Origin of the sequence: Paenibacillus sp. YPG26, from assembly GCF_023704175.1 — a bacterium.
Classification (GTDB): Bacteria; Bacillota; Bacilli; order Paenibacillales; family Paenibacillaceae; genus Fontibacillus.
The window spans coordinates 535,921-549,490 of sequence record NZ_CP084530.1 but is presented as its reverse complement, the minus strand read 5'-3'; the positions used below and the strand labels follow the sequence as shown (position 1 = coordinate 549,490).

Here is a 13,570-nt window from a genome sequence, read left to right as displayed (position 1 = left end):
AATTCACACATTGAAAAAAGTTCCAGGTTGTAAGTGACACTCTTTTCAATATGAGAATATCCCCCAAGAGTCAATTAACTTTATTATAATCTTATTTCCAGCAAAAAGCAAATACTAACCGGAACCAAGTGGATAAAATGGAAGAAAAAAGTAAGCGCTGCAATACGTCTCTTCACTAGCCTCGGCACGCCCAGAAAACCCGGAACAAGCTGTCCCGGGTATCGTTATTAACTTTGAATTATGAGGCGGTCCAGACCTGACGGTCAGAGCCCTGGGGTACGAATTCGATACGCGAAGGCACCAGCTTGATGACTACATAGTCCGGATCATCCGGTCCGTCCAGATACTTCTTGAACTCATCCTTCCAGACCTTGGACTTGAGGCTGTCCTCACTGCTGATGGTTGCCTCGCCCTCAATCTCAACAATATCCCCCGTTCCTCCCTGCTCATATCCTAGCAGCAGCGCTGCCTTGGGGTTGTTCTGTAGCTCTTCCACCTTATGCGTCTTGCGGTCGGTAGCCAGGTATATAGTCAGTCCCTCATGGTAAATAGCCATGTAACGCACCTTGGGGCCACCGTTCTCAACGGTTCCGAAGGAACCAAACTTATTATCCTTCAGGGCTTGTTCAATCTGCGATTCCAAATGCTGACGATCCATGCTCATTGCTCCCTTCCTATTTCAAAATGGCGCTCACCGTTAGTGTACCCATAGGCGGGCAAGATGAACCGTTGACGCGACCCTTTACTGGACAAGGTCCGGGGGTGGGACTATAATACTTCTAGTAATAACTTCAAAGACCCGGGGAGCTGGAATTAGGCCGGCTGAGAGTGCATCCCCAAGATGCTAACCCGTAGACCTGATCTGGATAATGCCAGCGTAGGAACGGGAAATGTTTGGTGAATCCAATCTTTCATGCGCATGAAGGCGTCCTGTCCAGGACGCCTTTTTCTATTGCATTACATCATCTATATGGATAGTCCATTCCATATAACAGCTCGGGTTAACGGTCAGGAGCAAGGTAGAATTTCTAGGAAGAAGGGGCGAATACTAATGAAAAAGAGAATATGGAGTCTGCTTCTGCTCAGCTGTGTTGTTGTACTTGCAGCGGCGGGCTGCGGAGCTCCAAAGCAAGCGGACAGCGGCAGCGCCGCAACCGGTACCACATCAACTCCCGCTGCCGAGAAGACGAAGGAGCTGAAGGAGATCAAGGTCGTGCTCGACTGGACTCCGAATACGAATCACACCGGCCTTTTTGCCGCCAAAGAGCTTGGGTACTATAAGGATGCTGGACTGAACGTGGATATTATTCAGCCCGGAAGCGGATCGGCTGATTCCATGATTGCTTCGGGTGCCGCCCAGTTCGGTGTCAGCTATCAGGAGAGCATTACTCAAGGCCGCACACAGAACGTGCCGCTGGTATCCCTGGCGGCCGTGATTCAGCACAACACCTCGGGCTTTGCAGCCCCGGTTGACCGCAAGATCAAATCTCCCAAAGACTTCGAAGGGAAGAAATATGGCGGCTGGGGATCCCCTGTGGAAGAAGCGGTAATGAAATCGATCATGGAGCTCCAGGGTGCTGACGTCTCCAAAGTTACCAATATCAATATCGGTAATGCCGATTATTTCACAGCTGTGAAGCGGGATATTGACTTCGCCTGGATCTATTATGGGTGGACCGGAATCGAGGCACAGCTTCGCGGACAACCGCTGGATATGCTCTACGTCAAGGACTACTCAGACAAGCTTGACTATTACACACCAGTCATCGCTTCCAGTGAGAAGCTCATCGCGAGCGACCCGGAAATGGTCAAAGCCTTCATGGACGCAACCTCCAAAGGTTATGAGTATGCCATCGACCATCCGGAAGAGGCAGCCAAGATTCTGCTTAAGGCTGCACCGGACCTGGACGAGAAGCTGGTTGTGGCCAGCCAGAAGTGGCTAAGCCCCCGGTACAAGGATGATGCCCGACGTTGGGGAGAACAGAAAGAATCCGTATGGAAGAATTACTCTGATTGGATGTATGAACGCAAGCTGCTGGATAAGCCTCTGGACGCAAGCAAGGCATTCTCCAATGATTATCTGCCTGAAGCCAAGTAAGGCAGACAACCAGATCAAGCACCTATCCAATCCATATAGGAAGGAAGATCAACCATGGCCAACACCCTGCTAAGTATACAGATTATTCCGAAGACCCCGGGCGGTGAGGATGTGATTCCTTACGTCGACAGGGCCATTGAGGTTATTCAGGCTTCCGGTGTGAAGCATCAAGTGAACGCCCTTGAGACAACGATGGAAGGGGAACTGAGCGAGCTCCTGGATATTGTGAAGAAGATGAATGAAGCGGTGATAGAGTTCGGCAGTCCAAGCATTATTTCGCAGATCAAGATTCTGTACACACCCGAAGGTGCGAGTATGGATAAGCTGACGGAGAAATACCGTCCATGAGATCCTGGTTCAAAATAGTATGGCCGCCCCTAGTGGCGGTCATCTTGTTTATTCTCGCCTGGCAGATTGGAACCTCGTTATTCGTTACTGATAAATGGCTGCTTCCGAGTCCCGCCGATATTGGAAGGGAAGCGGCAGCCAATCCGGCCAATCTATGGGACAAGACCCTCGCCACTCTTCAGCTCACTTTGCTTGGACTCGTCATTGGCCTTGCCGTAGGACTTATCATTGCAATTACACTTCATTTCATACCTATCTTGAAGTCAGCTCTGTATCCGCTGATTATTCTGAGTCAGAACATCCCCACAATCGCGCTGGCTCCTCTGCTGGTCGTCTGGTTCGGCTTTGATCTGACGCCCAAGCTTATTATTATCACGCTCGTCTGCTTCTTCCCGGTCGCGGTTGCAACCCTGGATGGACTATCGCGGACCGATCATGTGATGCTCAACTATATGCGAATGATCGGGGCCAGTAGAGGGCAGATCTTCAGGAAGCTCGAGCTTCCCTATGCGCTTCCTTCCATCCTCTCCGGAGTTAAGATCGCCTCCACCTACAGCGTTATGGGAGCCATTATTGCGGAATGGATGGGAAGCGGGAGCGGCATCGGCCAGTATATGCTGATGCAGAAATCCTCATTTCGAACGGACCGGATCTTTGTTGCCATTATGATTATTGTAGTCATGAGTCTGCTGCTGTTCACACTTATTGTGCTCCTGGAGAAATGGTTAATCCGTTATAAGCCTGAACAGAAGAATAAATAAGGAGGGAAGATTATGGACAAGTCAACAACGGATGAACCGGGGTCCTCTATTCCAGTTCCTGCACTCGAGGTTCGTGGCCTTAGCAAGAGCTTCCGGGACAAGCGTCAGAGCCTGCCGGTGCTGAAGGACATCTCGCTATCGGTTGCGCAAGGTGAGTTCGTGTCCATCGTTGGCCCGTCAGGCAGCGGCAAGAGTACCTTGTTCCACCTGATCGGCGGTCTGACCGAGCCGGATCAGGGCCAAATTCTGCTGCAAGGCCAGGATATCACCGGGCAGAAGGGACATATCAGTTATGTTCCCCAGCAGCCGGCTTTATTCCCTTGGCGGACAATTGAAGATAATGTGATTCTGGCGATGGAAGTAGACGGTGTAACGGTTAAGGAGGCCCGGGCGGAGGCTAGAGAATGGCTGCTTCGCGCAGGACTTGGTGGATTCGAGAGCTCCTATCCGCACAAGCTGTCCGGCGGCATGCAGCAGCGCGCCTCCTTCCTTCGCGGACTGCTGGGCAGACAGGAAGTGATGTGCCTGGATGAACCCTTCAGCGCACTTGATGCGCTGACCCGGAGCGACATGCAGCATTGGCTGTTGAATATCTGGGAAGAGAATAAGCGCTCGGTGCTGTTCATTACTCACAGTATTGAGGAAGCTCTGCTGCTGTCGGATACGGTATATCTGTTCTCGAGCCGTCCGGCTGCGGTGCTGCATAAGGTTAACGTTCCTTTTCCAAGGCCGCGCCGGGACGAGATTACAGAGAGCCCTTCCTTCCTCGCCCTGAAGCGGGAGCTGACGCAGTACATGCGGGAGGAACAGAAGAAAATGCTTGAAGGGAGCCGCTCCTATGCTGAATAAAATAATCGACGCCCATATTCACCTCGATCTCTATGATGAGCACATCCGCACCAAGCTGCTTGGTGAGCTTGCAGCCAGCGGTGTGGAGTCCTTAGTTGCCGTCTCGATGAACCTGGAATCCTCGCAGCAGAATCAGAAGCTGGCCATGCAATACCCGGGCATCGTCCGGCCTGCTTACGGGTTTCACCCCGAGCAGGAACTACCGTCTGAACACGACGTGGACAAGCTGATACAGTGGATCGAGCAGCATGCAGATCAGATGGCGGCTGTCGGCGAGATCGGTCTCCCCTATTACTCCCGGCTAGAGACCACGGAACGCGGTGAAGCTTGGGACAATGCCCCTTATCTTCACCTGTTGGACAGACTGCTCGCTCTGGCCGCCCGTCTGGATAAGCCCGTCGTTCTGCACGCCGTCTATGAAGATGCGGATCTCGTCTGCGACCTGCTGGAGAAGCACCGGATTACCCGGGCGCATTTCCACTGGTTCAAGGGAGCGCCGCACACGATTAAGCGTATGGCCAGCCAGGGCTATTATATTTCCTTCACCCCCGACCTGCTGTATGAGCCGGAGATCAGAGAGCTGGCAGAGCGTTATCCGAAGCATCTTGTGATGGCAGAGACCGATGGACCTTGGCCATTTGAAGGACTTTTCAAGGGTCAAGTGACCCACCCGCGGATGGTGAGAGACGTCATCGCGGCTTACGGGGCGATTCACGGAATCACACCCCAGCAAGCGGAGACGATGCTGTACGCGAATACGAAGCGGTTCTACTATTAAATGTGAACATTAGCTGCTATGCCCTTACATCTCTGCTTATGCGACACAAGCCCTCTAATCGAGGGCTTTTTCTCATTCATACCATTAATGGTTAACCCTGTTATTAAGTTTGCGCTATCAATTTCATAAATTGACGATAGGTGTACTTCACTAACTATAGGGTAATCTAAACAAAAAGCTAAAATGACAGGGGATAATTTCTTGAAGGTACTGTCGATGATTCAGCCTTGGGCAAGCCTCTTTGTTCTCGGGGAAATCAAATATGAAACAAGGTCGTGGAGAACACGTTACCGCGGACCGCTCGCGATTCATGCCAGCTTAAGAACAGACAAGGCAGCCTGCCGTGACGAGCCTGTATTCTCAGTCCTTGCCAAGCATGGCTATACCGAGACGAAGCTGCCAACTGGCGTAATCCTGGCAACTTGCCGTCTTGTAAATTGTTACAGGGTTACCGGGAATAGCGGGGATTCCGCAGTATTGGAGGAGGGTCAAGAGGTTAAAGGGAATGACTACCTGTTCGGTGATTACAGGGTCGATCATTTCGCTTGGGAAGTTGAGGATATGACCCTGCTCCCTGAGTTCATTCCAGCGAAGGGACAGCTTGGACTTTGGGAATACCCCATTCTCAGCTGAGTCTGCTCTTCATTAATCGAACAGCTCACGCAGCATTTTATCCTTATTATTTAGGAACTCTTTCATGATAATGTAATGGTCCGTCTCTTCCAGTGAAGTAACCTCCATCCCCTCGGCCGTCAGATTGTAAATAGTCGAATCGGGATACGCCATAAGAATCGGAGAATGCGTGGAGATGATGAACTGGGAATTCCGCTCTACCAGCTCATGGATCCGCGCCAGCATGGCCATCTGCCGCAGTGGGGACAGCGCGGCCTCCGGCTCGTCCAGGATGTAGAGCCCCCGTCCCCCGAACCGGTGGAGGAAGGCCGCCAAAAAGGACTCGCCGTGCGACTGCTCATGCAGCGATTTGCCGCCGTATGAATCTTTTATAAGTCGGGCATTCGAGACTTCCCGGTCCAGCACCTCCATATTCGTCGCCAAATTATAATAGCTCTCCGCCCGGAAGAAGAACCCGTCCCGCGGTCTGTTCCTGCCCCGAACCAAGCGGATATATTCGTGCAGCGGAGAGTGCGTGGCCTGGGTGGAGAAGTTGAAGTTCTTCGTACCTCCCTCAGGATTGAAGCCCCAGGCAACGGCCATCGCTTCCATCAATGTGGACTTGCCCATTCCGTTCTCCCCGATGATATACGTAACCTTAGGATGAAGCTTCAGACTGTGCAGATGCCGAACCGCCCCCAGGTTGAACGGATACTGCTGATAAGAAGGAATCCGGATCCTATCCAGCTCGATGCTCCTCACGTACGCGTCCGCCTCATAAATGCTCATCCGCAGCATCCTCCTTTTTATCTCGGATAAAAAATCTACGTCGCTTAATCTACACGTTACATTATATCCCATATTTAAAGAGCAGCTGCAATAGCTGCATTGTTGAATGCACAGGCAACCGCGGGGAACGCTGAACTCTCAGCCGCTGCCCGCCTTCATGTAAGTCTTTACTCTAGCTTCATTATCTAGAGCACAAAAAAGGACCGGAGCCTGTGCTCACGATCCCGGTTACTCATATGCAAAAAAACTCACTTTAGTTCAAAGCCTCTCTTCTGCAAAAACTCCCGCATATGCAGGCGCGCTGGCTGAGTCAGCTTCTCGGCCATCAGCTCCGACCAAGGCGTGTCCTTCTGTCCACCAGTGCGTTCGCGCAGATACCCTGACATCGTCTTGTCATAGAGCTCAACCTGATCTTCCGTCTTGTCTGTATCGTATTCATCCCAATGCAGGACCGCCGAGACCGGTAATCTAGGACGAAGACCCGGCTCCTGGTCTGGATAACCCAGACACATCCCGAACACGGGATATACGAGATCCGGCAGTTCCAGCAGGTCGGCCACTTCGTCAATCCGGTTACGAATTGCGCCGATGTATACAATTCCAAGACCCAGCGACTCCGCGGCCACAGCGGCGTTCTGCGCGGCGAGCGCGGTATCCACTGTCGCGATGATGAAGCTCTCGGTCACATCCTCATAGGACTCCTGACCAGGACGGTGCTTCTCTGCCGTATATTTCAGGCGGTGCAGATCCGCACACCATACCAGGAAGACGGGACACTCCCGGATATAAGCCTGATTCCCTGCGAGCTCCGACAGAATTCCTTTCCGCTCTGTATCTGTTATGGCCACAACACTGAAGGCCTGCACATTGCTAGAGGTAGAGGCAGCCTGACCGGCGCTGATAATCTGCTCCACCATACTCTTGCCCAGCGGCTTATCTTTGAATTTCCGGATCGACCGGTGACTTTTGAGTAAGGCGATGGTGTCATTCATACCTCATTCACTCCTAACCCTCTTAGAATAAATTTGACTGTCTGTTCCGGGATTTGCTCCGGGTTCATCTCTTCATCTGCAATTAAGCGTTCAAAATCATATACCCGTTTGTGGGCAAGAGCCGCTCCTATTACCATAAGCAGCGTATTGCTCAGCGAGTCGAAATCGAACAGGCCCTCTTCCTTCCCTTCGATCAGCAGTTCCTTTACCTTGCTCCATACCGGATACAAAAATTCCATGACGATATCCCTGCGGGGTGAATCCAGCATCACTTCCTGCTGAATAATACTGCTAAGCTCCCTATCCTTAAAGGTGAAATGAATAACCTCCGAGATGAGCAGCCGAAGACCCGGAAGCGGTTCGCTAAGCTGCTCGCTGTAATCGCTCATTAATTTACCCGGGAAGAACTTCTCGAACAAGGCTGTGAACACCTTTTCTTTCCCCCCGAAATGGTAAGAGATCAGCGCCACATTGGCCCCCGCATCCTCACAGATCTGCCGTACACTCGTGCCCTCATACCCCTGTTTGGCAAAAAGCTTCTTGGCGGATAACAGGATACGCATCTTGATGTCGCAATCGTTATGATTCATTGCCCAGAATCCCCTCTACTAATTCTAGTCCCATTATGCGTCTTTGTAACCGCATACGCAAGGCTGGCTCATGTGAAAAAGCCTGCGTCCGGCACGGTCACTCCCGGATCACAGGCATCTATCACCTATATAAGACGCAGTTAAAATGTACACATTTGTGGGTACATTCGTAACTACGGGGAATGCTTGGACTTTCGGCCGCTGTTGTCTCCGGATTTCTTGATTTGTACCGCAGGGCGGATGAAATCCGGAGACAAAGGCGATCGCTTTCGCTCCTACAGTTCCAAGCTTCCCCTCCGTTACGCCTTACCTACATGTCTTGTTTGACTGCGTCATATATAATATCTTCCTTAAGCTTACACCGCAGTTGCAACCGGATCTGTGGACAGCTCCTTGGTCTTATCTGACTTCGGCTCCCGCTTCAAGGCTACCCTAAGCAGACTGACCCCAACGCTAATCAAGCTAATGAGCAGAAGGGCTGTGACTTCAGGTCCAATGGAAGGACCGCCGAACTGGAGGTTCATCAGACCTTCCACCGCATAAGATGCTGGAAGGAATTCACCCATCCACTGGTAAGCGCCGCTCAGCAGCTGACGCGGCACCATAGCACCAGAGCTCACAAGCTGCAGGGAGAGCATCGTTACATTTACCAGCATACCGGCCATCCCGAAGAGAATCAGGAACATTTGAGCGAAGAGCATAAAAGTCAGGACGAACAAACCAAGGAACATCCACAGACTTAGGAACCCATGCGCAGCCTGGCCGCCAAGTGCCATAACCAAGGATGACCCCACCAGCGACACAATCACGGCAGACAGCACATTCAGCAGCATACGGGCTCCGAACAACCGCCATTTCGAAGTGCGTGGTCCCATCATCATCACACCCTGCTGGACGTTCATGCCCATAATCATGGCTCCGACGTAGGAGGCCAGCACCAGCATCATCGGCACCATCTGATTGTTCATGCCATCGATCTTGTTCGTAAAAGTAATCTCGGAATTCACGCGCTCTGTCAGCGCTGAGGAAGTTGCCCCCGCCTGTTCGGCAGGCATCTTGAGCTGTTCAAGCACAGCCTGGGTTCCCTGAGCGGCAGCACCCGCATTAACGGAAGCCGTTATGGAATTGGCCGCGCTCTGCATCGCGCTCTTGACGGTCACAGGGTTCGATTCGTTAATCGTATATTTAAGCTCCGCCTGCTTCCCGGGGGTCTTCAGATCCGCGCTGAACTGCTGCGGCACCGTTACGATCATCTGAAGCTCCCGGCTGTTCAGACCTTCACTCGCCTCAGCCGCACTCATAGATACGACCTGGAAAGGAAGCTTCCCGGCGAGCTGCTTACTCAGAGACTCTCCCAACTGTCCATCCTCATTCACTACCGCGATCTTGAACTCCTTCACCCGGTCATTGACCCCATTGTATCCAGTCATCCATACCAGGCAGAAAATGATCTGGAATGCCAAAGCCATGACTACTCCAACAATAGTCTGCGGCTTCTTGATTAATCCTTTAAAAGTCTCCAGCATGTGGTTTATCTCTCCTCTTTGTCTAATTTCCGTGTTCTAAACAATCATTTAAAACATTTGTTTAAAATATACTTCGGAGACTTCTTCCTGTCAATCACTAATCTGCGTCACTTCTAGTTAATTTGAGAGGAAGTCATGAGCTGAACCGTCATATAGACCGCCACGCTCCAAATGACAATGGCGGAAATTTTGTTAATCATATTAAGAATTCCTCCAGCCCGGTCCAGCTTGCCAACCCACTTTCCCGCTATGGCCAGTGACGCGAACCAGATCCAGGACATAGCCAGGGTTGCCAAGGTGAAACCCCACTTAACACCTCCTTCATAATGCAATGCGCTTGTTCCGATCACACCTACGGTATCCATAATCGCATGGGGATTGAGCAGAGACACAGAGATGGCGAACAGAATCTGCTTACGTGCAGGAAGCTTCAATGTCTCAGACGCGGCTCGCTTCGGAGCGCTTGTCCAGATGGACCAGCCCATATAGAGCAGAAATAGAATGCCTGCGGTGAACAGGATCGTCTTTAGCCACGCCATGGATAACAGCAGCAGGGATACCCCATATACCGCCATAATAATTAACAGTGAATCACACAGGGAGGCTGCCACAACCACTGGAAGAGCTTCTGTCCACCTGGTTGAGCTCGCACCCTGATTAAATACAAATACATTCTGCGCCCCCAGCGGCAAAATAAGCCCAAGTGCCAGGATTAACCCATGTAATACGGCTTCCAACATAGTCATAACCTCCAAATCAGAACTTTCTTTCGGCTATATTAGTGTACCTTCTATATAGGTGATTGGCTCCAGCCATTTGGATGGCTAACGAACCAACCAAATAGTATACTGTTTGAATATATAGTGATTAAGGAAGGAGTCATGACCTATGCGGCTGGACAATTGGAAGCCGAATCGGCAGTCCAATGTGCCGCTCCACCTGCAGATTGAACAGCACATCAAGGAGAGCATCGCAAGCGGTGAATGGCCGGTTGGGACCCGGCTGCCGTCCCAGCGCAGCCTGGCGGCTTCCTTCGGTGTCAACCGCAGCACCGTAGTTACGGCGCTGGATGAGTTGAACGCCGCCGGATTGCTTGAAGGCAACCGCGGCGGAGGCACGCGTGTGGTAAGCGGAACGTGGGGCATTCTCGCGGCGGCGAAGCCGCCGGACTGGAATGCCTACGTGAGCTCAAGCATCCACCGGCCCAACCTGCCGGCGGTGCAGGAGATCAACCGGGCTGAGTTCCAGCCCGGTATCATTCGCCTCGGCACTGGCGAGCTCTCGCCGGAGCTGCTACCGCAGGCGGGGATGCAGCGCCTGCTGCAGACGATGGCGCAGCACCGTGCGCCGGACCTCGGCTACGGCGAGCCTGGCGGTGACCTTGGCTTGCGTGAGCTGATCGCGGAGCGTCTTCGCACGCTCGGCATTTCGGCTTCACCCCGGTCGATCCTTATCGTATCCGGGGCTCTGCAGGCCCTTCAGCTTGTGTCCCTTGGGCTAATGCAGCCAGGATCTTCCGTGCTTCTAGAGCGGCCTTCCTATCTGTATTCCGTCCCCGTCTTCCAGTCCGCCGGCATGAAGCTTAGGGGCATCCCCATGGATGCCGAGGGAATTCGGGACCCACTGATCGCGTCTTATGCCCGGCAGTCCAGCGGGGCCCTGCTCTACACCATCCCTTCCTTCCATAATCCAACCGGCATCCTAATGAGCGAAGCACGGCGGCAAAAGCTGCTGGATGCCTGTTCGGAACTCAGTCTACCCGTACTGGAGGATGACGTGTACCGGGAGCTATGGCTTGAAACGCCGCCTCCGCTGCCGCTGAAATCACTAGATAAGAAGGGTATGGTTGTCTATATGGGAAGCTTGTCCAAGATGGTGAGCCCAGGTCTGCGTATTGGCTGGATTGCAGGACCGGAGCCCGTAATTGACAGACTTGCCGATCTCAAGATGCAGACAGATTATGGCTCCAGCCAACTGTCTCAATGGGCCGCGAGGGAGTGGTTCTCAAGTGGTATGCATGAGGAACATATGAGCTCGCTTAGAGGCATGCTAAGAGCTCGCCGGGACGCGGCCGCAGCTATGCTGGACAGGCATATGGGGGACTTAGCCGAGTGGCAACTGCCACAGGGAGGATTCTATATTTGGCTGAAGCTGTATAACGCCCCTGCTCCTCGGCTGCTATTTGAAGCTGCGCTAAAGGAAGGCATCCTGCTGAATCCGGGTCATCTATATGATCCTGAAGCAATAGACTGTCTGCGCCTGTCCTATGCGTATGCAAGTATGGATGAGCTGGAACGGGGAATATCACGGTTAGCGGTGATCATCAGGTATTTAACTATTTCCGGCAATTAATCTGGGCATTAGAACGTAGAAGCGACTAGCAGATTCGTTCCTCGGCATAGCGAATAGGGATACCCATCAGAACCTTCTCCTCACTGTACTTATGGGGAGAAGGTTCTATTCTCTTCATCAAACCCAACCAGTTACATTCGTTACTAAGTACATACCTTCTTTAAAGTTGTACTCATATATTACCTCCTCTCCTCCATTACTCATGAGTACAATAACCCGCATCTCTTTACTCGCAGTACTCATATAGGATCAATTCGTAGAATCTGAAAATATGACAAACGAAGGATTTACCAATTTACGGTAATGCTATTTAATGGTATTAATATGTCACATCTGGAACTTTGATAGATGGCATATTATCTATTCTTTTATTAAAAAGGAGGATTTTAGTGAAGGTGAACATGAGAACGAAGGCAAAAAAAGGGCTATTATATGGCTTCATGGGACTCGTGATGGCAGCCAGCTCGCTCCCTGGTCAGGTATCGGCAGATAGCGCAAGTCCTGAAATTGTGTGGCAGAAAGGTGCTGGAGATGAGCAAATCCAGCTGACCGGCATTTTACAGTCATCCAACCATCAATTGTCCATCGGCGGGTTAAACGGGGATTCCATGAATAGCGAGGGTCGTCTGTTAGGCTACCTTTCCCGTTGGGATGACCAAGGTAACTCAACATGGAGCAGCAATATTACGTTGGATAATCAAGCGGATCGGGATGATGCTCCCAAACCCGTGATTATCTCCGATGTCTCCCCTACGAAAGACGGTGGTTACGTGCTCAGCGGAACATATGTTGATATGATCCCTAAATATTATCCGTCATTCATAACTAAAGTAGATCAGAACGGGAAAGTGTTATGGGCAAAAACAGTAAGCGGTGGAGCTTGGGTACGTGTGAATTCGATAGTTGAAAGTGATGACGGAAGTATCGTGTACACCCTCTCGCCAGGCGGAATCAATGTTCCCATCCCCGCCAAAGTTGGTAAAATTAACGCTTCAGGTCAAACCGAATGGATCAAGTCCAGTGAAGATAGTGGATTTTCAGGTTTTCTCGATGCAACTAATGCAGATGTAACTCCAGAAGGCGATGTCATTGTATCCGCCAATATTGAAGGTGCGGTCAAACTTTGGAAGCTGAGTCCATCGGGAGAAACGCTGTGGATTAAGACACTTCAATTGCCGGGGCAGGTCAAGGCTGTGAATGACGGTTATCTGGTTACTTCTACCCCTGATTATGGTTCTTCACAGATTGAGATCCTTAAATTGGATAAGACAGGGAATAAGCTGTGGAGAAATTCATACGACATCGGTAAAGTTAACCAAGTCACTGAAGATAAAGACGGTTATCTGCTCGCGGCCGATCGCGGCCTCTTCCAAATCGATGCCTCCGGCAAGCTGCTTTGGTCGAAGGACCTAGGTAAAGTTGCGGAAGCCATCCAAATCGGCGATAAGGATATCTACGCATTGACGGGCAATAAGCTGGTGAAGCTGAACGCTGCTAACTCGGGCGGATCAGAAAATCCAGGAGATCCGGTATCCAGCCTCAAATTTGACTCCGAAGAGTACAGTATCAGCCTGGGAGATACATTTGACACGGTCGTAACCTCGTATGATCAGAATGGACAAGCTGTCAACGTAAGTTCCAGCGCTACTTACAGCTCAAGCCGTCCCGATGTTCTGACCATTGATGCACAAGGAAATATTACCGCTATCAGCCGGGGAACGGCCATCATTACGGCCAAATACGGGGATCAGACTGTTTCTGCAATCGTAAACGTTTACTAAACTAACCCTAGGGACCTTGCCTAAACAAGCTTGTCAGCGCCATGAAGAAGGTGACGAAGCGGAATTAGGGAAGGTCCCTAATCATTTACATAAT

General features: G+C 51.4%; 14 protein-coding genes and 1 riboswitch. Of the genes, 8 read left to right on the top strand and 6 right to left on the bottom strand.

The annotated features are described in order from the left end of the window. Positions 1 to 238 precede the first annotated feature (238 nt). Complete coding sequence (locus LDO05_RS02440) at positions 239 to 664, bottom strand: pyridoxamine 5'-phosphate oxidase family protein (protein WP_481857013.1); 426 nt, start codon at positions 662 to 664, stop codon at positions 239 to 241. Between the two features lie 126 nt (positions 665 to 790). Then, a riboswitch (TPP riboswitch) is annotated at positions 791 to 902 on the top strand. A gap of 149 nt (positions 903 to 1,051) precedes the next feature. On the opposite strand from LDO05_RS02440, the gene LDO05_RS02435 reads away from it, so the two are divergent. The 6 genes from LDO05_RS02435 to LDO05_RS02410 all read left to right on the top strand — a co-directional run bounded on the left by LDO05_RS02435 (position 1,052) and on the right by LDO05_RS02410 (position 5,467). Continuing rightward, entirely contained in the window at positions 1,052 to 2,098 is a 1,047-nt protein-coding gene (locus LDO05_RS02435) for an ABC transporter substrate-binding protein (RefSeq protein ID WP_251377340.1), read from the top strand. A 54-nt stretch (positions 2,099 to 2,152) separates the two neighbouring features. Next, entirely contained in the window at positions 2,153 to 2,446 is a 294-nt protein-coding gene (locus LDO05_RS02430; RefSeq protein WP_251377339.1) for a thiamine-binding protein, read from the top strand. Next, complete coding sequence (locus tag LDO05_RS02425) at positions 2,443 to 3,207, top strand: ABC transporter permease (protein ID WP_251377338.1); 765 nt, start codon at positions 2,443 to 2,445, stop codon at positions 3,205 to 3,207. The genes LDO05_RS02430 and LDO05_RS02425 overlap by 4 nt, the downstream gene beginning before the upstream one ends. A 12-nt stretch (positions 3,208 to 3,219) precedes the next feature. Continuing rightward, on the top strand, positions 3,220 to 4,056 hold the full coding sequence (locus LDO05_RS02420) for an ABC transporter ATP-binding protein (RefSeq protein WP_251377337.1): 837 nt from the start codon (positions 3,220 to 3,222) through the stop codon (positions 4,054 to 4,056). Further along, positions 4,046 to 4,834 carry a TatD family hydrolase gene (locus LDO05_RS02415; protein WP_251377335.1) on the top strand — a complete coding sequence of 263 codons (789 nt, stop codon included), beginning with the start codon at positions 4,046 to 4,048 and terminating at the stop codon, positions 4,832 to 4,834. The genes LDO05_RS02420 and LDO05_RS02415 overlap by 11 nt, the downstream gene beginning before the upstream one ends. 201 nt (positions 4,835 to 5,035) lie before the next feature. Beyond that, positions 5,036 to 5,467, top strand: coding sequence for an ASCH domain-containing protein (locus LDO05_RS02410; RefSeq protein WP_251377334.1), 432 nt, complete (start codon positions 5,036 to 5,038; stop codon positions 5,465 to 5,467). Positions 5,468 to 5,479: 12 nt separating this feature from the next. Here the strand turns inward: LDO05_RS02410 and LDO05_RS02405 are convergent, their stop codons facing one another. The 5 genes from LDO05_RS02405 to LDO05_RS02385 form a co-directional block, all read right to left on the bottom strand. Then, entirely contained in the window at positions 5,480 to 6,235 is a 756-nt protein-coding gene (locus LDO05_RS02405) for an AAA family ATPase (protein WP_251377333.1), read from the bottom strand. A gap of 248 nt (positions 6,236 to 6,483) precedes the next feature. Continuing rightward, the gene (gene nfsA / locus LDO05_RS02400) at positions 6,484 to 7,227 is read right to left on the bottom strand and encodes an oxygen-insensitive NADPH nitroreductase (protein ID WP_251377332.1); all 744 of its coding nucleotides are present in this window, start codon (positions 7,225 to 7,227) and stop codon (positions 6,484 to 6,486) included. Beyond that, positions 7,224 to 7,817 (bottom strand): TetR family transcriptional regulator, encoded by a 594-nt coding sequence (locus LDO05_RS02395; RefSeq protein ID WP_251377331.1) that lies wholly within the window; start codon positions 7,815 to 7,817, stop codon positions 7,224 to 7,226. The genes nfsA and LDO05_RS02395 overlap by 4 nt, the downstream gene beginning before the upstream one ends. A gap of 356 nt (positions 7,818 to 8,173) precedes the next feature. Further along, complete coding sequence (locus LDO05_RS02390) at positions 8,174 to 9,343, bottom strand: YhgE/Pip domain-containing protein (protein ID WP_251377330.1); 1,170 nt, start codon at positions 9,341 to 9,343, stop codon at positions 8,174 to 8,176. 113 nt (positions 9,344 to 9,456) lie between these two features. After that, positions 9,457 to 10,083, bottom strand: coding sequence for a LysE/ArgO family amino acid transporter (locus LDO05_RS02385; RefSeq protein ID WP_251377329.1), 627 nt, complete (start codon positions 10,081 to 10,083; stop codon positions 9,457 to 9,459). 148 nt (positions 10,084 to 10,231) lie between these two features. Here LDO05_RS02385 and LDO05_RS02380 point away from each other — a divergent pair, with 148 nt between their 5' ends. Both LDO05_RS02380 and LDO05_RS02375 read left to right on the top strand, forming a co-directional pair. Then, the gene (locus LDO05_RS02380) at positions 10,232 to 11,695 is read left to right on the top strand and encodes an aminotransferase-like domain-containing protein (protein ID WP_251377328.1); all 1,464 of its coding nucleotides are present in this window, start codon (positions 10,232 to 10,234) and stop codon (positions 11,693 to 11,695) included. A gap of 401 nt (positions 11,696 to 12,096) precedes the next feature. Then, entirely contained in the window at positions 12,097 to 13,476 is a 1,380-nt protein-coding gene (locus tag LDO05_RS02375) for a hypothetical protein (protein ID WP_481857040.1), read from the top strand. Positions 13,477 to 13,570: the final 94 nt, after the last annotated feature.

Coding starts and splice junctions, on each gene's coding strand:
- LDO05_RS02420 (WP_251377337.1), top strand. CDS start 3,220: ATGGACAAGTCAACAACGGATGAACCGGGGTCCTCTATTCCAGTTCCT.
- LDO05_RS02385 (WP_251377329.1), bottom strand. CDS start 10,083: ATGTTGGAAGCCGTATTACATGGGTTAATCCTGGCACTTGGGCTTATT.
- LDO05_RS02430 (WP_251377339.1), top strand. CDS start 2,153: ATGGCCAACACCCTGCTAAGTATACAGATTATTCCGAAGACCCCGGGC.
- LDO05_RS02390 (WP_251377330.1), bottom strand. CDS start 9,343: ATGCTGGAGACTTTTAAAGGATTAATCAAGAAGCCGCAGACTATTGTT.
- LDO05_RS02415 (WP_251377335.1), top strand. CDS start 4,046: ATGCTGAATAAAATAATCGACGCCCATATTCACCTCGATCTCTATGAT.
- LDO05_RS02395 (WP_251377331.1), bottom strand. CDS start 7,817: ATGAATCATAACGATTGCGACATCAAGATGCGTATCCTGTTATCCGCC.
- LDO05_RS02380 (WP_251377328.1), top strand. CDS start 10,232: ATGCGGCTGGACAATTGGAAGCCGAATCGGCAGTCCAATGTGCCGCTC.
- LDO05_RS02405 (WP_251377333.1), bottom strand. CDS start 6,235: ATGAGCATTTATGAGGCGGACGCGTACGTGAGGAGCATCGAGCTGGAT.
- LDO05_RS02440 (WP_481857013.1), bottom strand. CDS start 664: ATGAGCATGGATCGTCAGCATTTGGAATCGCAGATTGAACAAGCCCTG.
- LDO05_RS02375 (WP_481857040.1), top strand. CDS start 12,097: ATGAGAACGAAGGCAAAAAAAGGGCTATTATATGGCTTCATGGGACTC.
- LDO05_RS02435 (WP_251377340.1), top strand. CDS start 1,052: ATGAAAAAGAGAATATGGAGTCTGCTTCTGCTCAGCTGTGTTGTTGTA.
- nfsA (WP_251377332.1), bottom strand. CDS start 7,227: ATGAATGACACCATCGCCTTACTCAAAAGTCACCGGTCGATCCGGAAA.
- LDO05_RS02425 (WP_251377338.1), top strand. CDS start 2,443: ATGAGATCCTGGTTCAAAATAGTATGGCCGCCCCTAGTGGCGGTCATC.